This window comes from Egibacteraceae bacterium, from assembly GCA_035540635.1.
Lineage (GTDB): Bacteria > Actinomycetota > Nitriliruptoria > Euzebyales > Egibacteraceae > DATLGH01.
On record DATLGH010000101.1, the window covers coordinates 12,594 to 33,682 of the forward strand.

At 73.6% G+C, this 21,089-nt stretch carries 17 protein-coding genes, 1 tRNA gene and 1 riboswitch; of the genes, 8 read left to right on the forward strand and 10 right to left on the reverse strand.

What is annotated here, in order from left to right; all coding sequences use genetic code 11:
* Positions 1 to 36 precede the first annotated feature (36 nt).
* Together VM324_15425 and VM324_15430 are read left to right on the forward strand one after the other, a co-directional pair.
* A complete protein-coding gene (locus VM324_15425) occupies positions 37 to 3,198 on the forward strand; it encodes an adenylate/guanylate cyclase domain-containing protein (GenBank protein HVM00679.1) in 3,162 nt (1,053 codons plus the stop codon).
* Between the two features lie 27 nt (positions 3,199 to 3,225).
* A complete protein-coding gene (locus VM324_15430; protein ID HVM00680.1) occupies positions 3,226 to 3,999 on the forward strand; it encodes a VOC family protein in 774 nt (257 codons plus the stop codon).
* Here the strand turns inward: VM324_15430 and VM324_15435 are convergent.
* Entirely contained in the window at positions 3,980 to 7,657 is a 3,678-nt protein-coding gene (locus tag VM324_15435) for a CHAT domain-containing protein (GenBank protein ID HVM00681.1), read from the reverse strand. The two genes, VM324_15430 and VM324_15435, sit on opposite strands and share 20 nt — an antisense overlap.
* Before the next feature lie 56 nt (positions 7,658 to 7,713).
* Between VM324_15435 and VM324_15440 the strand changes: the two genes are divergently transcribed.
* Positions 7,714 to 8,772, forward strand: a complete 1,059-nt coding sequence (locus VM324_15440) for a CoA ester lyase (GenBank protein ID HVM00682.1) — start codon at positions 7,714 to 7,716, stop codon at positions 8,770 to 8,772.
* On the opposite strand, the gene VM324_15445 is transcribed toward VM324_15440, so the two are convergent.
* Together VM324_15445 and VM324_15450 are read right to left on the reverse strand one after the other, a co-directional pair.
* Positions 8,756 to 9,364 carry a hypothetical protein gene (locus tag VM324_15445; GenBank protein HVM00683.1) on the reverse strand — a complete coding sequence of 203 codons (609 nt, stop codon included), beginning with the start codon at positions 9,362 to 9,364 and terminating at the stop codon, positions 8,756 to 8,758. The two genes, VM324_15440 and VM324_15445, sit on opposite strands and share 17 nt — an antisense overlap.
* Before the next feature lie 188 nt (positions 9,365 to 9,552).
* The gene (locus VM324_15450) at positions 9,553 to 11,211 is read right to left on the reverse strand and encodes an acyl-CoA dehydrogenase family protein (protein HVM00684.1); all 1,659 of its coding nucleotides are present in this window, start codon (positions 11,209 to 11,211) and stop codon (positions 9,553 to 9,555) included.
* Positions 11,212 to 11,287: 76 nt separating this feature from the next.
* Between VM324_15450 and VM324_15455 the strand changes: the two genes are divergently transcribed.
* The gene (locus tag VM324_15455; GenBank protein HVM00685.1) at positions 11,288 to 11,917 is read left to right on the forward strand and encodes a maleylpyruvate isomerase N-terminal domain-containing protein; all 630 of its coding nucleotides are present in this window, start codon (positions 11,288 to 11,290) and stop codon (positions 11,915 to 11,917) included.
* A gap of 34 nt (positions 11,918 to 11,951) precedes the next feature.
* Positions 11,952 to 12,452, forward strand: a complete 501-nt coding sequence (locus VM324_15460; protein HVM00686.1) for a MaoC family dehydratase — start codon at positions 11,952 to 11,954, stop codon at positions 12,450 to 12,452.
* 175 nt (positions 12,453 to 12,627) lie between these two features.
* On the opposite strand, the gene larE is transcribed toward VM324_15460, so the two are convergent.
* Genes larE through VM324_15475 form a run of 3 tightly spaced genes read right to left on the reverse strand, consistent with a single transcriptional unit; the run spans position 12,628 to position 15,025 of the window.
* On the reverse strand, positions 12,628 to 13,455 hold the full coding sequence (larE, locus tag VM324_15465; GenBank protein HVM00687.1) for an ATP-dependent sacrificial sulfur transferase LarE: 828 nt from the start codon (positions 13,453 to 13,455) through the stop codon (positions 12,628 to 12,630).
* A 44-nt stretch (positions 13,456 to 13,499) separates the two neighbouring features.
* Positions 13,500 to 13,775, reverse strand: coding sequence for a ubiquitin-like small modifier protein 1 (locus VM324_15470; GenBank protein HVM00688.1), 276 nt, complete (start codon positions 13,773 to 13,775; stop codon positions 13,500 to 13,502).
* Positions 13,772 to 15,025, reverse strand: a complete 1,254-nt coding sequence (locus VM324_15475; protein ID HVM00689.1) for a threonine synthase — start codon at positions 15,023 to 15,025, stop codon at positions 13,772 to 13,774. The genes VM324_15470 and VM324_15475 overlap by 4 nt, the downstream gene beginning before the upstream one ends.
* A 78-nt stretch (positions 15,026 to 15,103) precedes the next feature.
* A riboswitch (SAM riboswitch) is annotated at positions 15,104 to 15,205 on the reverse strand.
* 119 nt (positions 15,206 to 15,324) lie between these two features.
* Between VM324_15475 and VM324_15480 the strand changes: the two genes are divergently transcribed.
* Positions 15,325 to 16,146 carry a hypothetical protein gene (locus tag VM324_15480; GenBank protein ID HVM00690.1) on the forward strand — a complete coding sequence of 274 codons (822 nt, stop codon included), beginning with the start codon at positions 15,325 to 15,327 and terminating at the stop codon, positions 16,144 to 16,146.
* A 6-nt stretch (positions 16,147 to 16,152) separates the two neighbouring features.
* On the opposite strand, the gene VM324_15485 is transcribed toward VM324_15480, so the two are convergent.
* The 3 genes from VM324_15485 to VM324_15495 form a co-directional block, all read right to left on the reverse strand.
* A complete protein-coding gene (locus VM324_15485) occupies positions 16,153 to 16,635 on the reverse strand; it encodes a hypothetical protein (GenBank protein ID HVM00691.1) in 483 nt (160 codons plus the stop codon).
* 133 nt (positions 16,636 to 16,768) lie between these two features.
* A complete protein-coding gene (locus VM324_15490) occupies positions 16,769 to 17,404 on the reverse strand; it encodes a LytR C-terminal domain-containing protein (GenBank protein ID HVM00692.1) in 636 nt (211 codons plus the stop codon).
* A 23-nt stretch (positions 17,405 to 17,427) separates the two neighbouring features.
* Positions 17,428 to 17,697 carry a DUF3263 domain-containing protein gene (locus VM324_15495; protein HVM00693.1) on the reverse strand — a complete coding sequence of 90 codons (270 nt, stop codon included), beginning with the start codon at positions 17,695 to 17,697 and terminating at the stop codon, positions 17,428 to 17,430.
* Positions 17,698 to 17,874: 177 nt separating this feature from the next.
* Here VM324_15495 and VM324_15500 point away from each other — a divergent pair.
* Positions 17,875 to 17,948, forward strand: a tRNA-Thr gene (locus VM324_15500).
* Between the two features lie 772 nt (positions 17,949 to 18,720).
* On the opposite strand, the gene VM324_15505 is transcribed toward VM324_15500, so the two are convergent.
* A complete protein-coding gene (locus VM324_15505; GenBank protein HVM00694.1) occupies positions 18,721 to 20,418 on the reverse strand; it encodes a right-handed parallel beta-helix repeat-containing protein in 1,698 nt (565 codons plus the stop codon).
* A gap of 97 nt (positions 20,419 to 20,515) precedes the next feature.
* Between VM324_15505 and VM324_15510 the strand changes: the two genes are divergently transcribed.
* Positions 20,516 to 20,818, forward strand: coding sequence for a DUF6788 family protein (locus tag VM324_15510; protein HVM00695.1), 303 nt, complete (start codon positions 20,516 to 20,518; stop codon positions 20,816 to 20,818).
* The last annotated feature ends 271 nt before the right edge of the window (positions 20,819 to 21,089 follow it).

A 21,089-nucleotide genomic window follows, 5' to 3' on the forward strand; every position in this document is an offset into this window, starting at 1 on the left:
GCCCCCGCCCGCAAGGGCCGCGACTACACTGCCGTGGTGACTGCGTGCCCGGCGTGCGGTGAGCAGAACCCGTCACGAGCCCGGTTCTGTATGGCCTGTGGCAGCCCCCTTCCCGAGCGCCCCGCGCACGCTGAGCAGCGCAAGCCCGTCACGGTCGTGTTCACCGATGTCGTCGACTCGACCGCCATGGGCGAGCAGCTCGACGCCGAGGCGGTGCGCGGGCTCATGCTGCGCTACTTCGACGCGATGGCCGCCGTCGTCGCCCGCCACGGGGGGACCGTCGAGAAGTTCATCGGCGACGCCGTCATGGCGGTCTTCGGCCTGCCGCACGTGCACGAGGACGATGCGGTGCGGGCGGTGCGGGCCGCGGCCGACATGCGGGTGGAGCTCGCGCGGCTGAACGCCGAGCTCGAGCCGGTGTGGGGGCGGACGCTGCGGATCCGCACGGGGGTGAACAGCGGCGAGGTGATGGCCGGCGCACCCGGCCAGGCGACCCTCGTGACCGGCGACGCGGTAAACCTCGCCGCACGCCTCGAGCAGGCGGCGGGGCCCGGCGAGATACTCCTCGGGCCGTCGACGTACCACCTCGTGCGTGACGCCGTCGTCGCGCAGCAGGCGGCGCCGCTGACCCTCAAGGGCAAAGCGCGGCCGGTTGTCCCCTGGCGCCTCGACGCGGTCATCGCCGGGGCGCCCGGCCACGCTCGTCGCTTCGACACGACGTTCGTCGGGCGCGAAGCCGAGTGCGGGCTGCTCGAGTGGGCCTTCCAGCGGGTGTCGCGGGAGCGCACCTGCCACCTCGTGACGGTGCTCGGCGCCGCCGGGGTCGGCAAGTCGCGGCTCGTCGGGGAGTTCCTCGCCCGCGTCGGCGACCGCGCGAAGGTGGTGACCGGCCGCTGCCTGCCCTACGGGGAGGGCATCACCTTCTGGCCGGTGGCCGAGATCGTTCGGCAGGCGATCGGCATCACCGATACGGCGAGTGCCGAGGAGGCGTCCGACCGGCTGCGCGCCGCCCTCGGCCCCGACGACGGGAGCGGCGTCGCCGCACAGCTCGAAGCACTCATCGGGCTCACCGCCCGCCCGTCGGGCGACCCCGCCTGGGCGGTCCGCAAGGGGCTCGAAGCCCTCGCCCGCCGACGGCCGGTCGTCATCGTCCTCGAGGACCTCCACTGGGCCGAGCCGACCCTGCTCGACCTCGTCGAGCACGTCGCTGACTGGTCGCGCGACGCGCCCATCCTCCTCGTCGCCGTGGCCCGGCCCGAGCTGCTCGACCGCAGGGCGGGCTGGAGCGGCGGCAAGGTCAACGCCACCTCCCTGCTGCTCGAGCCCCTGCCGGAGGAGGACGCGCGCAAGCTGCTCGACACGCTGGCCGGCGGCGCCCCGCTCCACGAGTACGTCCGCCGTCGCCTCGTCCGCACCGCCGCCGGCAACCCGCTGTTCCTCGAGGAGCTGCTCGCCATGCTCGTCGACGAGGGGTGGCTCGGCGGTGACGAGCGTGACCGCGCCCGCCTCGAGGAGCTCCCGCTGCCGGGGACGATCCAGGGCCTGCTCGCCGCTCGCCTCGACCGCATCGACCCGCCCGAGCGGGACACCCTGGACCGGGCGTCGGTGGTGGGGGAGGTCTTCGCGCTGGAGACGGCGGCCGCGCTGACCCCGCCGGGCGAACGCGACGACGTACCCCGGCGGGTGCGGGGGCTCGTCCGCAAGGAGCTGCTGCGCATCGAGCAGTCGATGGGCGCGGAGGTGTTCGCCTTCCGTCACCTGCTCGTCCGCGACGCGGTGTACACGGCACTGCCGAAGCAGGCGCGCGCGGAGCTGCACGAGCGCGTCGCCGACCTGCTGTCCGCCGCCGCCGGCACGCGCACCGGCGAGTACGACGAGCTCGTCGGCTACCACCTCGAGCAGGCGGTCCGCCACCGGACCGACATCCGCCGTGACGACCCGGCGATCCCCGCCCTCGCCGCCCGGGCGGCACGCCACCTCACGGTCGGGGGCCGTCGCGCGCTCGCCCGCGGCGACATGCCGGCAACGGTGTCGTTGCTCCAACGGGCTGCGGACCTCATGCGAACGGGCGACCCCGATCTGCCGGCGCTCCTCGCCGACCTCGTGCGTGCGCTCACCGAGACGGGGGACACCGCGGGAGCGACGAAAGCGCTCGACGACGCGGCGGCGGCCGCCGAGGCCGGAGGGGATCCTGCGGCGCGCATCCGGGTTGAGCTGTCGCGACTCGAGCTCGCGTCCAACGTCGACCTGTCGGGCTGGGCCGACGCGGCGAGCGCGGAGGTTGAGCGGGTGATCCCCATGCTCACCGCGCACGGCGACGACCTCGGCCTCGCGCAGGCCTGGGGCCTGCTGGGGGAGGTGCGCTACCTGCGCGGGCAGATCGCCGCGAGCGAGGAGGCGTTCCGGCGCCACGGCGAGCACGGGCGCCGGGCGGGCGGGCTGCGGGAGGAGGCCGAGACCGCCGCAGGGCTCGCCTGGACCGCCGTCGACGGCCCCACGGGGGTAGCCGAGGCGATTCGCCGCTGCGAGGACACGCTGCGCCGCTTCGCGGGACACCGTGCGGTCGAGGCGCGGGTGTGGCGGGCGCTCGCCCTCCTCCGGGCCATGCGCGGGGAGTTCCCCGCGGCCCGGTCACTCGTCGCGCGCAGCCGGGAGGCGTTCACCGACCTCGGCCAGCGCTACTGGCTCGCGGCCACCGACGAGGTCGCCGGCCGCGTGGCCTGGCTGGCCGGCGACCGGGGCGGGGCGGAACGGGCCTTCCGGGCGGCAATCGAACAGTTCGAGGACATCGGCGACGCGACGTACCTGCCGATGGCGCTCGCGGGTCTGTCGATCGCGCTCGACGACGACGCGGCCGAGGAGGCCGGTCGTCTCGCCGACCGCAGCCGGGCGGCCGCCGAGCCCGACGACGTGATGGCCGCGACGCTGTGGCGCCTCGCCGACGCGCACCGCCATCGCCGAGCCGGCGACCTCGCCCCCGCCGCGCAGGCGGCGGCGAGCGCGGTCGGCCTGGTCGCCGGTACGGACCTGTTGAACCTCCAGGGGGACGCCCTCTGGCTGCTCGGGTCGCTGCGGGCACGCGCCGGCGCCGACAGGGCAGTCGCGCGCGACAGCCTCGCGCAGGCCCTAGACCGCTACGAGCGCAAAGGCAACCTGGTGGCGGCCGATCGGGTACGGGACGACCTCGCCGCCCTGTGACGGGACGGCGGGGCTAGGCTTGCCGGCGTGCCGACCCGACTGGACGCCGTGGTGGTTGATGCCGCCGACCCCCCACGCCTGGCGGCGTTCTGGGCGCGCGCGCTCGGCTGGGCGGTGACGCACGACGCTCCCGAGGAGGCAAGCGTCGGTGTCACCGATGCGCCGGCGTGGGGCGACGGCGGCGCGCCGGCGGTCGTCTTCACGCGGGTCGAGGAACCGAAGAGCGTCAAGAACCGCGTGCACCTCGAGCTCGCCTCCGGAAACCGCGCGGACCAGCTCGCCACGGTCTCGCGCCTTCTCGACCTCGGCGCGAGCCGGGCCGACATCGGCCAGGAGGAGGCGCCGTGGGTGGTGCTCGCCGACCCGGAGGGCAACGAGTTCTGCGTCCTCGACGCGCGGGAGACCCACCGCGACGTGGGCCCGCTGGCGGCGGTCGTCGTCGACTGCGCCGACTCGGTCGACCTCGCGAACTTCTGGATGCGTGCGACCGGCTGGCCGGTCCTGCGCTACAGCGAGCGCTTCGCCGCCCTGCGCCACCCGAGCGCATCCACGACGTGGTGGGAGCTCATCGAGGTGCCCGAGCCGAAGACGGGCAGGAACCGGCTCCGCCCCGATCTCGCCCCACGTCCCGGCAGCGACGTCCCGACGGAGGTCGCCCGGCTCGAGAGGCTCGGGGCCCGCCACCTCGACGACGGACGGGGCGGCGGGTCGTCGGTCGCGATGGCCGACCCCGAGGGCAACGAGTTCTGCGTCCGCCCGCCCCGGCGACGACCGCACGCACCTACCGGCCGACGTAGGTGAAGCCCGCCCACCAGTAGGGGGCGCGCTCGCGTTGGGCCCCGCCGGTCCCCCCGGGTCCTGCGACGCCGTCGTCCTCGTCACCGGCAAGGGGTGCGAGCACGTCGCGCGCGGCCGCCGGGTCCTCCACGGCCGCGGCGATGCGCCGGAACTCGGCAGCTTCGCCGTCGCGGTCGAGGCCGCGGACGTGCGCCTGCGCGCGCTTCAGGGCGACGGGCGCCGGGACGCCGGCGCGCAGCCGACGGTGGAACTGGGCCATGAGCACGCAGGTGCTGCGGTCGGGCACCGGCCAGAGGCTCACCACCACGCCCCGCGCTCCCGCCGCGAGCAGGCCGCGGGTCATGCCGTGCACGTCCCCGCCCGCCGTCGCCCGGCCCCGGCCGGAGTCGCAGGCGCTCAGCACGACGAGGTCCGCGTCGAGGCGGAGGCCCATGAGCTCGTAGACGCTCAAAGCCTGGCCGTCGGCGAGGAGCACGCACGTGAGCAGCGGGGCCTCGTCGGACAGCTGCCCGTGAGCGGCGAGGTGCACGACGGGGTAAGAGCCGATGACCTCCCGGACCGCCGGCTCGGTCGCCGCCCCGCCGACGAGCAGCCGGGCGTCGGGGAACAGGGCAGCGACGAACGCCGCCTCCACGGCCGCGGCCGGTAGCGGCTTCGCCGGTCCGGCGGCCTGACCCGGCAGCTCCTGCCAGGCGGCGCCGGCGGGGTCCCCGACGCACAGCGCCCGGTCGGCAGGCCCGCCTTCGGGGGTGGGGAGGAAGCGCAGGCTGCTCGCGCTCGGCAGGTACGAGACCGCGTGCGTGGCCGCCAGCGGCCGCCCGTGCCACGGCAGCGCGTGGAACGGCATGGCGTGGGTTGCCGTGGCCGGCACGACGATCACCCGGTCGGTGGCCGCGAGCACGCCGGCGAACGGATCGAGCAGCATGTGCGCCAGCCCTGCCCCGCGCCGTTCCCAGGCGCCTCCCTCGACGCAGGCGCGGGTGAAGCCGCGGACGTCCCGGGCGAGGTCGGCGGCGCGCACGGTGCCGTGGCTGGTGGCGGCGAGGCCCTCGCCGGTCACCGCCCATGCGAGGAGGTCCTCGTCGACGTGGTGGTAGGCGAGCAGGGCGACCCCGGCAGGCAGCGCGGCGCGCACGTCGTCGAGGCCGGCCACGGCCTCGGGGACCGCCACGGCCTGGGCGAACGCGGGGTCGGCGCTCTCGAGGTCGGCCTCCCGGCGCGCGACGTCCTCCTCCGCGGCTGCGGCGCGCTCCCGCAGGGCGGCGAGCCGGTCGGGGTCGGGCAAGGCCGAGGACTGTTCGGTCGCGAGCAGGCCGTGGAGCAGCGCGAGCTCCGCGTTGGCCTGGTGCCAGGCGCGCACCGCCGCGCGTTCTCCGGGTGCCGCCCGGGCCAACGCCGCGCCGGCGCGGAGGAGGTCGAGCAGGCCGCGGGCGCGCCCCCGCTCGGCGGAGACGAACGCGCGGGCCCCGAGCTCCGCCGCCTGCGCCTCACGACCGGCCGCGGCGGCGGCCTCGCTCATCCGCAGGGCGGTGCGGGCGGCCGCGAGGTACACCGCCGCCGCGCCGCTCGTACCGCTGAGGGCGGTCTTCAGCTCGTCGCGGCGCAGACGCTCTCGGCGGCTCTCCAGCTCGGCGACGGCGAGGCCGTGCAGCTCGAGCGCGCGGGTGAGGTCCCCGACGCCCTCACAGGCCGCGCCGTGGTCGCTCAGCAGCTCCCACGGCCGTTCGAGCCGGGTCCACCACCGCGGGCCGGCGCTCCGTTCGAGCGCGGTGAAGTGGCGGATCGCCGCGGGGAAGTCACGGACGCGGCGGAAGAAGGCGCCCGCCTGCTCGTGGATGCGCTGCTCGGCGAGCTCGCGTTCGCCCTTCAGCGGGCCGATGCGCGTCAGGACGCGGCCGAGCAGTCCGGTCGGCGGCGCGGAGACGCGGTCGATGTAGCGCTGGAAGGCGCCGGCGGCCTCCGCGTCGCGCCGCCAGTGCGCGAGCACGAGGGCTTCGAGGAAGTCGCCGTCGGGGGTGTCGGGGTCACGCGCGGCCGCGAGTGCCGTGCCCAGGCCCGCCTCCACCGCCTCGTCCTCCCCCGACTCGCGTGCTTCCTCCGCGCGGTACAGCGGGACGAGCACGCGGGCCTGGGCGAGGATGCCGGCGGTGGCGGCGAGGAGCATCCCCTCCACCCGGTCGTCCCCGCCGGCCTCGGGCAGCCGTGCGGCCTGGGCGCGCAGCCGCTCCGCCGCACGGCCCATCCCGTCAGGGTCGCGCTTCGCGAGCTGCATCGCGTAGAGGTTCTGTGCGAGTGTCACCGCCCGCAGACGGTTGTCCTCGGCGACCACCGGCCGGGCGTCGAGGTCGGTGGTGAGCAGGTCCAGGGCCTCCTCGTAGGACGCCTGCGCGCCCTCGGCGTCGCCGAGGACCTGACGGACCCTGCCCGCGTCGACGATGCTCTGGACCTCGTCGGTCACCGCACCGAGGGCGGCGAAGAGCGCGCGGGCGAGGCGGTGGGCGGCGAGCGCACGCTCGGCGTCGGCGTGGTGCTGCAGCCACCGCCGGCCGCTGCGCGAGCACAGCAGCCCGAGCCCGAGCGCGTAGCTGAAGCTGCCCGACCCGCGACCCCACGCGCCGGCCTCCTCGACGGCGGCGGTGCCGGCCGCCAGCCGGCCCGCGGCGACGCCGGCGAGCGCCTCGTGGACCCGCGCGAGCCACGTCCCCCAGCCGTCCCCGCACGCCTCGAACGTCGTGGCCGCCTGCGCCGCCTCCTGCACTGCGCGCGCCTGGTCCCCGGCCATTCCGGCGAGATAGCTCCGTCGCAGCGCGACCGCGGCGACGCCCCGGACCGAGCCGGCGTCGCGGAACGCCGCCTCCGCGTCGGCGTAGGCGGCGGCCGCCCGGTCCGCGTCGAGGCCGGCGAGGTCGCCCTCCCTCGCCTCGAGCGCCCATTCGAGGGCGCTCGACTCCGTGGCGCTGGCCATCATCGTGAGGTTGCGCGTCACCGGGCTCGTCGCCGGCGCTGCCCGCCAGTCGCCGCGCGCGAGGTGACAGGCCGCGAGCCCGACGGCATCACCGGCGGCCCCGTAGCCCGCTGCCGCGTCGCGCAGCGAGGCCGCAGCTTGCTCGGGCCGGCGTGCGCGGCGCGCGAGGTCGGCTGCGGCGAGGTCGGCGTAGGCGCGCAGCGCGGGTTCGCCTGCCTCGCGCGGGGGGACGAGCACCGCGACGGCGTCCTCGAGCTGCCGGGCGACGTCGGGCGGTTCGAGCCGGGCGGCGGCGTAGTCGACGATGAGCCGCGCCGAGCGCAGCGCGCACAGCACGCCGCCGACCGTCCGGACCTCGTCGCGCACCGCGGGGTCGTCGAGGTCGCGGGCGCGCGCCGCCCAGTCGGCGCGTCGCTCGACGGGAGACGGCCCGGCCTCCCACCGCGCGGCGACCTCCGTGGCCCCGGCTCCGCCCCCGCCGGGGAAGGCGTTCCAGCGCAGGTGGGTGGCCAGACGGTGGTACGCGGCAGCGCGCACCTGCCGGACCGGGTCGTCCGCATCGGCGACGATCTCCTCGAAGAGAACCGCCGCGCGTGCCGGCTGGCCGCCGACGAGCGCGGAGACACCCGCCGTCAGCGGCGGATCGCCGTCCGTGCGGGCGAGCAGGTACGCGACGATCGGGGTCTCGAGGGGCATCGACCTGCCAGGGTAGGCGACGGCGGTTTTCGGCGGTGCTGAGCGGCTGTGTAGCCTTGCGCACCGCACAGGCGCGCGTCACCGCCGCCAGCCCGCAGGCCCCGACGAAGGACGTGCACACCATGGGCGAGCTCGCCGACCTCACCGGACAGGGCACGGGTCGAGCCCGCGCCCGGCGTTCCTGCCTCTCCGTCCCCGGCAGCTCACCGAAGATGCTCGCGAAGGCTCCGACGCTGCTCGCCGACGAGGTCTTCTGCGACCTCGAGGACTCCGTCGCGCCCGGCGAGAAGGCCGCCGCCCGGAGCAACGTCGTCGAGGCGCTGCGCACCAACGACTGGGGCGACAAGACCGTCGTCGTGCGGATCAACGCGGTCGATACGCCGTGGGCCTACCGCGACGTCATCGAGGTCGTCGAGCAGGCCGGCGAGCACCTCGACTGCGTCATGATCCCCAAGGTGCAGGCCCCGGGCGACGTGGAGTTCGTCGACAACCTCCTGCGCATGATCGAGGAGACCAAGGGGTTGGAGCACCGCATCGGCATCGAGGCGCAGATCGAGAACGGCCCGGGCCTCACCCTCATCGACGAGATCGCCCACGCGTCGGACCGCCTGGAGACGCTCATCTTCGGGCCCGGCGACATGGCGGCGGCGATGGGCATGCCGAGCCTGACGGTCGGCGAGATCATCGACGACTACCCCGGCGACCACTGGCACTGGGTGCACATGCGCATACTCGTCGCCGCCCGCACCGCGGGTCTGCAGGCCATCGACGGCCCGTACGCGAGGATCCGCGACCTCGCTGGGTTCCGGACGGTGGCCCGGCGCACGCAGATCCTCGGCTACGACGGCAAGTGGGTCATCCACCCGGGGCAGATCGACATCGCCAACGAGCTGTACGCGCCGGGCCAGGAGGCCTACGAGCGGGCCGAGGACATCCTCGCCGCGTACGAGCGGGCAACCCGCGGCGACCGGCTCGGCGCGGTGATGTACGGCGACGAGATGATCGATGAGGCCAGCCGGAAGATGGCCGAGGTGACCGCCCTGCGCGGCCGCGCCGCCGGGATGGCGTTCCGCCCGGCGGCGCAGCGGGACGAGGGGGCTACTTCTTCGGGTTGACGCGGCCCACGATGCCCTTGAGCTGCTGGGTCAACCGCTGCTGCTCGCTCATCTTCGCGTTCACGACGAGCGTCGCGCCGGTCAGGGCCGGCACCGCCCACTGCAGGGCGTTCAGCTGCTTCTGGGCCTTCGCCACCTCGCCGTTCGTGCCGGGGGCGGGGTGCGTCGCGTCCTCGACCGGCAGCCCCTCCGACGCCGTGCCGGAGCCGTTCTCGGCCGCCTGCAGCGCCTCGGTCGCCTCCGCGTCCATGACCTTCTGGCCGAGTACGCGCGAGTACGCCGTCGCGCCGAGCGCCGCGGTGGTCAGGCCGAGCTTCACCGCGGTTGCGGTGCCCACGCCGCGCTGGGCCCCGAGGCGCGACTTGTTCGTCCGGGTGATCTGCAGGGCCCCGACAAGGTGGGCGAGGATTGCGAGGGCGTTGACCGGCGTCCACCGCCCCCACCCGGCGTTCGCGACGCGGGTCCGGTCGCGGTAGTCGCTCACCTCCTGGGAGGCGCCGTTGAGGCCGACGGCCCCCATGAGGGAGCCCCCGAACCAGGCGGCGAGGCCGGCGTCGTGGAGGGTGCGGGCTACGGTGGTCTGCTCAGTCATCTGGAATCCTGTCGGTCGGAAGGCCGGGCGGCGACATTCTCCGTCTTCCCCGCTGGGTGGTGCGCTAACCCGCCGGGCTACGGTGACGACGTCGGTGGGGTGGGCGCCGCACACCGGGCAGGTGGACGCCGGCGACGACAGCTCCGGCGGGCCCTCGCAGCAGTTGCTCCGCGCCGGGCGAGGCGCTGCTAGCCGCCCGCCGCTGCGAGCAGTCCCCGGGCGACGACCCGAAGCGCCAGGACCTCGTCGGCGCCCTCGAAGATGGACAGCACCCGGGCGTCGACGAAGTACCGGCTGACCGGGTACTCCTCGGCGTAGCCCATCCCGCCGTGCAGCTGCTGGGCCTCGCGGGTCAGCCACTCGGCGGACAGGCAGGACAGCGACTTGACCATGCTCGCCTCGAGTTGGCCGTCGGATGGGCCCCCCGCAGCCGACCTCCCGCCCGACCCGAGCAGCTGGGCGGTCCGGTAGGTGAAGCGGCGGCATCCGGCGATGAGCCACGCCATGCGCGCGAGCTTGGTCCGGGTCAGCTGGTAGCTGGCGAGGGCAACGCCGAAGACGTGGCGGGCGTTCGCGTAGGCGACGGCCGCGTCGAAGGCCGCCTGCATGACCCCGAGGGCCCGAGCCGCGGTCTGCAGCCGGCCGTTGGCGAACGCGTCCATCTGCAGGTAGAAGCCGCGCCCGAGGCCGTCGTCGCCGCCGACGAGGTTGGCTGCCGGTATCCGGTAGTCCTCGAAGCTCATCTCGAAGCTGTGCATGCCCCGGTACCCGATCGTGCTGATCGCGCGGGCCTGGAGCGTCCCACCGTCCTGCCCCTCGTGGCGGAACTCGTGCCCCGGGTACGGGGGCTTCTCGACGACGAACAGCGACAGCCCCCGGTGTCCGTCCTCGGGCCGGCCGGTGCGGGCGAGGAGCATCACGAGGTCGGCGCGCCCGGCGAAGGTGCACCAGGTCTTCGTCCCGCTCACGACGTAGCTGTCGCCGTCGCGGACGGCGGCGACCTCCAGTCCGGCGACGTCCGAGCCGTGATCGGGCTCGGTGACCGCCACCGCGCACATGAGCTCACCGGAGGCGATTCCCGGCAGCCAGCGTTGGCGCTGCTCCTCGGTGCCGCCGCGCACGAGCGCCCGCGCGAGGATCTCCGGGCGGGTGATGAGGCTGCCGGCCACCCCGATGGAGCCGCGGGAGAGCTCCTCGGTCACGAGCACCATCGCCATGAGGTCGTCCTCGGACTCCCCGCCCTCGGCGAATCCGCCGTAGCGTTCCGGGATCGACAGGCCGAACGCGCCCATGCCGGCGAGGTCGCTGATGATGGCCTCCGGCACGTCCTCGTCGCCGCGGTGGACGCGCTCCGCCACGGGTACGACCTTCGCCGCCGCGTAGTCGCGGAACGTCCGCCGGACGAGCTCACGCTCCTCGTCGAGGTGGCGCGGCAGCTCGGGGCTCGTGAGCACCCGCTCCGCGACCGCCTCGGCAAGCGCCGGGGAACGCGCGGCCTCCAGGGCCTCCGAGGCCGTGGCGTCGCGCCACCCGGCAGGCCCGACGCCCCAGTCCGCCTCACGCCCGGTCAGGCGGCCCGCGAGGTTGACGGCGACGTCGCCGGCGAAGCCGACGGTCAGTGCGGCCTCGAGGTCGCCGAGACGGCCGTAGCCGAGCATCTCCTCCGCGGCGGCAACCTGGCCGGCGGTGGTCGCGAGGTCGTAGGCGAGCGCCTGGGCGCCGTCGAGCCGGCGCGTGTCCACCCGGCCGTCGCGGACGCAACCGGCGGCGAGCTCGCGCGTCGCGCCGTCGACGACCGCCCGGCATGCCGCGACGAGTCTTCGCGCCTGGTCTGTGCTGACGTCCAAGGAGGCCCCTCCGCCACGGCGCCGCTCCACGAGCGCGCGGGATTGCAGCCCGGTCGCTCGCTAGGGTAGGCGGACCATGGAGTTCCCGGAGCTCGCCGCGTTCGAGGAGGAGGCACGCGGGGTCGAGGAGACGCTCGAAGGCGTGCCCGCCGAGGCCTGGGGCCGTCCGGCGCTCGGCGAGTGGACGGTCGCCGAGCTCGTCGCGCACCTCGTCCGCGCCGCTACCCGCGTCGCCGTCTACCTCGACGTCGAAGTCGACGCCGAAGAGCCGGCCGTCGACCGGGTGGGCTACTGTCGGTTCGATTTCACCACCGAGGCCGCGGCCATCGCCGCCCGGGCCCGGCAGGAGGCGCACGGCGTCGAACCGGGGGAGCTCGTCGCCCGCTTCCGTGACGGCTGGCGGACGTCCGCGGGGCGGGGGGGAGGCCTCACCCCCGACCACCTGATCGCCACACCCCGCGGGCCCATGTGCCTCGACGAGTACCTGGCCACACGGGTGCTCGAGCTCGTGGTGCATCACGGCGACCTGCGCGTCGCCCTCGACCTCGCTCCGGCGCCGGCGCCCGAGCCCGCGCGCATGACCCAGCGGCTGCTCGAGTCGCTGCTCGGCGGACCGATGCCGCGCAACCTCGGCCGGGACCGGTTCATCCGCGCCGCCACCGGTCGCGTGGCCATCGACGACCCCCGCTTCCCGGTGCTGCGGTAGCGTCATCCCTCGCCCGGCGAAAGGACCCGAGCTCATGCGGTTCGGTCGGTACTTCGAGGAGTTCGAGGTCGGCGACGTCTACGAGCACTGGCCCGGCAAGACCATCACCGAGTACGACGATCACCTGTTCTGCGCGATCACCTACAACCAGCATCCGCTGCACTCCGACCGCAACTACGCCGAAACCTCGACGCAGTTCGGCCGGAACGTCGTGGTCGGCAACCTCGTGTACTCGCTCGTGCTCGGCCAGAGCGTCCCCGACGTGAGCGGCAAGGCGATCGCGAACCTCGAGGTGTCGTCGCTGCGGCACGCCAACCCCACCTTCCACGGCGACACGATCTACTCCGAGACGCGGGTGCTCGACACGAAGGCGTCACGGTCCAAGCCCGACCGCGGGGTCGTCACCGTGGAGACGATCGGCTACAAGCAGGACGGCACGGTGGTGTGCGAGTTCACCCGGAAGGTGCTCGTCCCCCGGCGCCCCGCGGACGGCCCCGAGCATCCCGGCCGCCCGGAGCCGTTGCGCGACGTCTGATGGGCCGCTACCGCTTCGCCACTCGAGCGCCGATGTGGCGGCATGCGAAGCCCCCACGCTTGGGGGGGAAGCGCGGGGGTTCGCAGTGGTGGAGCTTGGTCACCATATTGGGGCCCTGCGCCGCCGCCCCGTTGGAGATCGATCGTCCGACGACTTTACCCACGGGAGGGTCGGGTCATGCATGGTCGCGCGGCTGCAGGCCGACGTTGAGGCTGCCGGATCGGAAGCCGGCGAGGTCGAGCGTCGCGTAGCGCCAGCCGAGCTCGTGGAGCAGGGCCGCGAGCTCGTCGGCGAGCATCGCGGTCGGCTCCAGCAGGTGGCGGTCCACCTCGACGCGGGCGACCTCGCCGTGGTCACGGACCCGCAGGTTGGCGTGCGCGCCGAGGCGGGAGCGCAGCCAGGCCTCGGCCCGCTCGATGCGCGACAGCCGCCCGGGCGTGACCTGCAGCCCGTAGACCACCCGGCTCGCCAGGCACGCCGCCGCGGGCTTGTCCCACGTCGGCAGGCCCCGGCGCCGCGACAGCTCGCGCACGTCGTCCTTGCCGAGGCCGGCGTCGGCCAGCGGGGTGGCGACCCCGCGGTCCCTGGCAGCGCGCTGGCCGGGCCGGTGGTCGCCGAGGTCGTCGGTGACCGTGCCCACGGCGATCGTGGCTTCCGCAAAGCGCGCGGCGAGCGGCTCGAGGACGTCGAACAGCGCGCTCTTGCAGTGGAAGCAGCGGTCAGGGTCGTTGCGGCGGTACTCGGGGCGGTCGGCCTCGTCGGTGACCACCTCGACGTGGCGCACGCCGAGGCGCGCGGCGAGCGCAGCCGCATCGGCGCGCTCGCCGGCCGGCAGCGACGGGCTCACCGCCGTCGCGGCGAGCGCCCGCTCGCCGAGCACTTCGACGGCCACCGCGAGCAGGTACGACGAGTCGACGCCGCCCGAGTAGGCCACGACCAGCGCCCGGTGACCAGCGAGGATCCCGGCGAGGGTCCGCTCGCGCTCCTCGAGCAGGCTGTCCATGGCCGGATTGTGCCAGGGCTCGGGCGCCGCAGCGCCGCGGGCGTTCAGCCCCCGGCCACCGCCGGGATGATCGACACGGTCGCGCCGTCGGGGACGGCGGTGGCGAGCCCGTCGACGAAGCGGATGTCCTCGTCGTCGACGAAGACGTTCACGAATCGGCGGATGTTGCCGTCGCTGTCGAGGATCCGCCCCGCCAGCCCGGGGTGGGCGGCGTCGAGCGCCTTGACGACCTCCGCGACGGTCTGTCCCTCGACGGTGACCGTTGCCTGGTCACCGGTCAGGGACCGCAGCGGGGTGGGGATGCGGACGGTGGCGGTCACTGGGTGCTCTCCTGTTGCCGTTGCAGTGCGGTCTTGAAGTCGGCGAGGCCAGGAGCGACGGTGAACGTCGGCTCGAGGCGGCCGGCGACCGCGTCGAGCGTCTTCAGGCCCAGTCCGCTCACGACCGCGACGGTGCGCTCCTCCGGGTCGATGCGTCCGGACTCCGCGAGCTTCTTCGTCACGGCGATCGTGACACCGCCGGCCGTCTCGGCGAAGATGCCCTCGGTGCGGGCGAGCAGGCCCATGGCGTCGGCGAGCTCCACGTCGGTGACGTGCTCCATGGTTCCGCCGGTGCGACTCACCGCGTCGAGCGCGTAGTAGCCGTCGGCCGGGTTGCCGATCGCGAGCGACTTCGCGATGGTGTCGGGCTTCACCGGGCGGACCGCTCCCGAGCCGTCCTTGTAGGCGGTGACGATCGGGGCGCAGCCCTCGGGCTGTGCGCCGCTGATCCGCACCGGCGTGTCGGTGACGAGCTCCAGGGAGACGAGCTCGCTGAACGCCTTGTCGATCTTCACGAGCATCGACCCTGACGCCATCGGTGCGACGACGTGGTCGGGCAGCGACCACCCGAGCTGCTCGGCGATCTCGAACCCGAGCGTCTTCGAGCCCTCCGCGTAGTAGGGACGCACGTTCACGTTGACGAACGCCCACCCGAACTCACCCGCCACCTCCGCGCACAGCCGGTTGACGTCGTCGTAGTTGCCGTCGATGGCGACGAGGTTCGGCCCGTACACGGCGGTCGTGAGAATCTTCGCCTGCTCGAGGTCGGAGGGCACGAAGACGTACGCCTCCATGCCTGCGCGGGCGGCGTGCGCCGCGACGGAGTGCGCGAGGTTGCCGGTCGACGCGCACGCAGCGGTCGTGAAGCCGAGCTGGAGAGCCGCGCTCAGCGCGACGCTGACCACCCGGTCCTTGAAGCTGAACGACGGGTTGACCGTGTCGTTCTTCAGCCACAGGTCGCGCAGGCCGAGCGCCGCCCCGAGCCGGGGCGCGCGCACGAGCGGCGTCCAGCCGGCACCGAGGTCGACGCGATTGTGCTCCGTCGACCCGGCCAGGACCGGCAGGAGGTCGGCGTAGCGCCAGATGCTGTCGGGACCGGTCTGGATCGCCTTGCGGGTCACGGCGCCGCGCATGGCGTCGTAGTCGTAGACCACTTCGAGGGGGCCGAAGCAGAACTCGCAGACGTGGACGGCGGCGAGGTCCACCTCGGTGCCGCACTCGCGGCACTTGAGGCCCAGCACATAGCTCACTTTTGCGCTCCTGCTCCCGCGACAGCGGTGCCCCGATGTGCAGAAACCCTCCCGCTCGGGAGGGCTGTCGCGGTGATCCAACCATCTTCCCCCCGATAGGGGCCGGAGTTCGCACCTTCGCCAGGTGGCGTGGTTGCGGAGGCTTCGTCGGGCCGGTCCCTCGACCTCTCTTGATGGTGATATGCAGTTGTATCCCCCCACCCTGACAGGGCGCGCCATTCGGCGCAAGCCACCGGTGGCGTCGCCGCCGGCCCGGCCGCGTTTTGGGTGCGGATGTTCCACCTTGGCATGCTCGCAGGGTGAGCCTCGCCGCCGATCTCGCGCGCCACCTCGCCGGCCTGCCGCCGGTGGAGGTCCTCTACACCGACCTCGACGGGACGTTGCTCGGCCCCGAGGGGTCGCTGCTGACCGCCTCGGACGGGCGACCGTCGGTGCGCGGCGCCCGCGCCCTCGTCGACGCCGCGACGGCGGGCATCACCGTCGTGCCGGTAAGCGGCAGACGACGTCGCCAGCTCGCCAACGACGCGAGGTTGATGGGCCTGCGCGACTACATCGCCGAGGCGGGCGGCACGGTGGTGCGCGGCGGGGAGGTCACCTACGAGTGGGGTTCGTGCCCCCGCGACCTCGCGGCCAACCCCCACGACGCGCTGGAGGCGGCGGGCGCGGTCGAGGCCCTGCTCACCGCGTTCGCGGGCCGGCTGCGCCACTACGCGCCGTGGCACCTCGACCGGGAGGGCGGCCATCTGCTGCACGGCCTCGTCGACGTCGACGAGGCGAACGCCGTCCTCGCCGAGGCAGGGTGCCGGTGGGCCTACCTCGTCGACAACGGGGCCACGGGCGGGTGGCCCGGTCGGCGGGTCCGCGCGTACCACCTCCTGCCCCGGGGGGTCGGCAAGGCGACGGCGGTCGCTGACGACCTCGCCGCTCGCGGCCTGGACGCGACGCGGGCGGCGGCCTGCGGGGACTCCCTCGAGGACCTCACGATCGCCCGCGCGGTCGGGACGTACTTCCTCGTCGCAAACGGCCATGGCGACATCGGCGAGCGCGTCTTCCGGATGCCCGGCGCCATGGGCGAGGGCTTCGCCGACGCCGTCGAGGCCCTCCTCGCCGCTCGCCGGTGAGCGGCCCTACGGCCGCCAGGTGTACATCTCGTCGAGGAGGCCGCGGACGTCGCGGGCGCCCTGGCCGGCGCCGACCTCGCCCTGCAGCCGGTCGAGGTTGCGCTCGGTCGGCGCGAAGGACCACACGAGCGCGGCCGTGGCGATGACGCCGATGAGGATCGCGAGCGCCGGGTAGGGCCGGACGAACAGCGCGAAGAGGAAGGCGAGGAAGCCGGGCAGCTGCGCGGTCGCGATCTGCTGGAGGAAGCGCTCCCTGTAGCCGGCGGCGACGTCCTGCGCCGAGCCCGTTCGCCCGGAGTCGCGCCGCTGCAGCCGGCGGGTCCAGAACGCCGCGGCCGCGGTGGCGAGGATGACGACGAGCAGCCACACCCACTGCGCGGACGGGCGCAGGATCGGCCCCGCGGCGGTCACCGTCGCGGGGAACACGAGGATCACCCACCCGAAGGCGGCCGCCCCCGACACCATCCGCAACGCTTGCAGACCCGACACCGCGCGCTCCCCATCCCTCTTGCCACCTGGGCTTTCCGCGACATCGTACCGGACGCCCCGGGGGGCGGATGGTGGCCAACCGGGAGCGCCCTGAGATCACGGCGCTCGAGCCGCGAGCGGTAGCGCCCGGGAATCACGGCCGCCAGTCGGCGCCGAGGACGACGTGGAGGTGCACCTCCTCGGACAGCCCGGAGTTCGGGCGCCGCTCGACGACGCGCGGGTCGCGGGCCTGCAGGGCGCGAGCGGCGTCCTCGTGGCCGGCGCTGAAGAGCACCGTCGTGGTGGCGTAGTCGGTCCGCGCGGGGTTGGTGGCGACGACGGTGTAGCCGAGGTCCTCGAGCGTCGCGACGAGCAGTTCGAGGTGGGGTGAGCCGCCGACCCCGTCGAGGACCTGGACGGTGGTCTCCTCAGGCGGGGGCGCGGCGGCGAGGACGTCGGCGTCGGGCGCCGGCGACTCGGGCTCGGGCTCGGGCTCGGCACGCGGAGTGTCCGGGTTGCCCTCGGCCGTGGGCTCGCGATCGCTCGCCGGGGGGGGCGTCGCGTCAGCCTGTCCGGGCAGCGTGGGGTCGGGTGCGGGGGCGGTTTCGTCGTCGTCGCTGCCTGGTGGGCCGAGCACGACCGGCCCGTCCGCGGAACGGCGGTCGACGTCGATGCTCGCCAGGGCGGCGAAGACGCCGGCCACGAGGGCGAGGGCCCCGAGTGCCCGCAGGCCGGCCATTGCGAGCGAGCGCCAGAAGTGGCGGGCGTCCGGGTCGGCGTGTCGCCCCATGCGCGAAGAATCCAGCCTGACCGTTACTGACCGGGGCGCTCACCGAGCGCGCCCTTGCCGCGCCGGCGGCTGCGCTCCTCGTGGCGCCGGCGCAGCCGCTTGACCGTGAGCGGGTCGTAGGCGAGCGCTGCGGGCGTGGCGAGCAGCCGGTTCAGCAGCTGGTAGTAGCGCGCGGGGGTGATTCCGAAGGCGGCGCGGATCGCGGTGCCCTTGCGGCCTGCGTGGGCGGCCCAGTCACGCTCGAAGTCGAGCAGCGCGCGTTCCCGCTCGCCCAGGCCGGTCGGCGGTCTCATCCCTGCGGACGCTCCTCGGTCGGTTCCATGGGTCGAGTGTAGGCAGCGTGTGGCCGCACCCGAAGGAGGCGCTGCGCCCGCGGCCGTTGTCCGGGCCGTCGCCCCGGGCGCTGGAGCCCGGTGCGGGTGAGACGCTTGGGTGACCGCCACGGCCGCCCCGCTACCCTTTGCCTTGCCGCCGGGGTAGCTCAGCGAGGTAGAGCAGCGCTCTTGTAAAGCGAAGGTCAGGGGTTCGAATCCCCTCCCCGGCTCTCGCGCTGACCAGCGGTTTTCCTCTCGAGCGGTCCTTCGAGGCTCTAACTGGAGCCCTGCAGACCCGCTTCTTGACGGGCTGGTGACGGGACTCCCCCGTTCGGCCGGTCTTGACGGGCCCTCCGACGCCTGCGCGGACGTCACCAGAGCGGGTGGTCGGTGATGGCCGGGGGAGCTCGCAGACTGCCCCGGAGCCGCGCGAGGCCCGCGACGTGATGGCGTTCGGCAGGCGCTGGTGTCGCTGGACCATGCCAACGCCGAATACCAGGCGCGCCGCGACGCCGACCGTGACCGGCGCCGCACGGTTGACTGCCACAACGTCTACGGCCGATCCGCAAGCGTCCGGGCCACCCCTGACGGACCCTTCTGTGGACAAGCCCCACCGAGCCGCCAGACCACCGGACCCCCCATCCCTCCCAAGCATCGAAGATCCGGGGATATAGGAACCCTTCGGCACGGCGGAACGACCGTCGGGTATCTCACCTGTCGACGCTCGGTCGCCCACCCGGGAACGCCGGTCATCGCGCACCAGCCGGTGCCCGCCAGCCTGCCGCAGAAACTGTCTTCTGTGGCAGAGGGGCTTGACGAAGTCAGCGATCCTCTCTCGGGGGCCAAGTTCGATTCGCGCGACGGCGGTTGATCGGCGGAAAGTGCTGCGGCTGCGTTTCACCGGCTGTGGCCTGCAACGCTGCAACGCCTTGGAGGGCTACCCCACACCAGCGGCGACCTATCTCCCTCAACGAGACGGATCTCGCAGGGCGTGCTTTGACTTCACTCGCCGGCCGCTGACGGGCGCCGCCGAGACGGCGGCAATGTCTCCTCGGCCTCCTGCGAGGCACTGGTCGAAGCGACAGAGGGCTCTTGGGTTGCAGGCTCAGCGGAGAGAGCTGGGCCGCTGCCGTCGGTGGTGGTGCAGGCAGGGGAGAAGCCGCCGTTGCCCCAGATGTTGCCCGACCACTTGTTGGTACCGCAGTCGGGGTTGCGGTCTTCGAGATCGAAGGCAGGACCCCAGCGCCCACCGGCTGGTGAGACGGCGTTGTCGGAGGCGTCGTTGCCGATGATGGTGTTGCGTGCGCTGATGATGCGGATGCCCGACTCGGCGTTGCCGTGGATCTGGTTGCCTTCGACCCGAACCCGGCTGTCTTGAGTTCTGGCGAAGGGCCCCATCTGGACGCCGATCCCGTTGCCGGCCTGGTTGGTGAAGCCGTTGTCCTCGACGAGGTTGTTCAAAATGCTGGCGCCGACGTTGTTGATGTTGGCGATTCCACCCGAGCCGTTGCCGCGAACAGTGTTGTTAGACACGACCGTCCCGATGATCGATCCCGAGTTCTGATCGGCGCCGTTGACGATAATGCCGTGGCCGGCGGGGCCCCTATCGGAGGGTCCGATGCTGCCGGTGACGGTGTTGCCCTCGATGCGGTTTCGGCGCGAGGCGGGGCCCCACACGCCGATGCCGTCGAATATTCCGTTACCCGTGACGGTGTTACCGATGATGCGGTTGGCCGCCGAGTCGAACAGGAAGATTCCGTCGCCCAGCTCGGCGCCGAAGACGGTGTCGGGCCCGACGTTGTCGCGCACCGTCATGTTGGTCACGGTGTTGGCCCGGCCGCCGTAGACGGCGACGCCGGCGTCGAAGTCCGACACGGTGCCGTTGCTGACCGTCACCCCCGTGCGATTGGGGAGCCGGATGCCCGCCTCCTTGCCGTCGCCCGGGTCGGGGAAACCGAAGACGCGGTGCCCGCCCAGGTCGAGGGTGACGTTGTTGGCTCCCACGATGATGCCGTCGCCCACGCACGGGCCGAGATCATGGGTGAGGACGGTGGCCGCAGTGATGGTCTGTCCGCAGCCCTCGGCGGAGATCTTGGTGTAGGCGGTGACTGTGCGGTGTCCGGGGATGGCATCGGGATCGTCAGCGCCGATCATGGCGGTGATGGGGATGATGCCGGCACCCACGGCGTTGGCGGTGATCTGGACGGTGGCCGTACCCCCCGCTTCCACGGTGCCCAGCTGGCAGGACACCGTGCCCTCACTGTGGGCGCAGCTTCCCTGGCTGGCCGTCACGTCGACGAACGACACCTCGGCAGCCGGTTCGGCGGTGAGCGTAACTCCCGTCGCCGTAGCGGGCAGGCCGGAGAGGGTCAGGCCATAGGTGAACGTCTCACCGACCTTGGTGCGGTCGGGTGAGGCGCTGACCCACAGGTACGACGTTTCGATGCGACGGACGCGAAGGTTGTAGCTATCGGCGATGTAGAGGTTGTCGTCGGCGTCGAGGGTGATCCCGATGGGGGAGTGGAGGGCAGCGAACGGCGAGTAGCCGCCGTCGCCGTGAGACCCTTCGATGCTTGTGGTGCCGGCTACTGTGTGGATGATCCCGGCGGCGTCGACCCGGCGGACGGAATGAGGGCTGCCTCCGGTGATAAAGAAATGGGTGCGGCTCGCCTGAAGTGACGTTCGCGTTCGTCCTGTCAACCCGCTCTGAGGGCCGGATCGGGGCAGCCTCCCACTGTTTCGGTCCTCGTCGTGCTCTCCTGACTGTAGTTGGTTTCAACTACAGAAGGGGCGTACGATGGCCTGTATCACTCGACCACCCGACCCATGGGTGCTGCCCGGCACCGTGACCACCTTCCGGCGACGCTGCGGGAAGGCAACCTGCCGCTGCGCCTCGGGGGACCCCCACGAGAGCCCCGCGTTGGTGTTCACCGAGGCCGGACGCACCAAGACGCTGACCCTGACCGAGGCCGAGGTGGCGGAGGTGGCCGCCGCGGTGGCCCGCTATGAGGCCGCCAAAGCCGACCTGGCGCAAGCGGCCGCCGCCGGCGTCGCCGAGCTGCGTGCCCGCCGGGCCGCCCGCCGAGGCCAGTCACGATGAGCGCGCGTGTGGCCGCTGGGGACACCGACGCGTTTGCCGCTTCCCGCGAACGGTTCGCCACGGTGCTTGACTGGCTGGACAGTGCCGACCGGGCGCGTTGGCGCACGCCGAGCTGGAGGAGCGCCTGGACACCACCGGCCGCGAGTTGGTGCGTCAGATGTTTCAGGACCACCTTGACGTGCGCGCCCAGCGCGAGACCCGCGTGGAGGTCACCGACGTGCACGGCGCGACCCACGGCGCTGTGGAGGCCGGCCACGTCCGTGGGCTTCAC

Coding starts and splice junctions, on each gene's coding strand:
- VM324_15435 (HVM00681.1), bottom strand. CDS start 7,657: ATGCCCCTCGAGACCCCGATCGTCGCGTACCTGCTCGCCCGCACGGAC.
- VM324_15445 (HVM00683.1), bottom strand. CDS start 9,364: ATGACTGAGCAGACCACCGTAGCCCGCACCCTCCACGACGCCGGCCTC.
- VM324_15510 (HVM00695.1), top strand. CDS start 20,516: ATGGCCTGTATCACTCGACCACCCGACCCATGGGTGCTGCCCGGCACC.
- VM324_15495 (HVM00693.1), bottom strand. CDS start 17,697: ATGAGACCGCCGACCGGCCTGGGCGAGCGGGAACGCGCGCTGCTCGAC.
- VM324_15455 (HVM00685.1), top strand. CDS start 11,288: ATGGAGTTCCCGGAGCTCGCCGCGTTCGAGGAGGAGGCACGCGGGGTC.
- VM324_15460 (HVM00686.1), top strand. CDS start 11,952: ATGCGGTTCGGTCGGTACTTCGAGGAGTTCGAGGTCGGCGACGTCTAC.
- larE (HVM00687.1), bottom strand. CDS start 13,455: ATGGACAGCCTGCTCGAGGAGCGCGAGCGGACCCTCGCCGGGATCCTC.
- VM324_15490 (HVM00692.1), bottom strand. CDS start 17,404: ATGGGGCGACACGCCGACCCGGACGCCCGCCACTTCTGGCGCTCGCTC.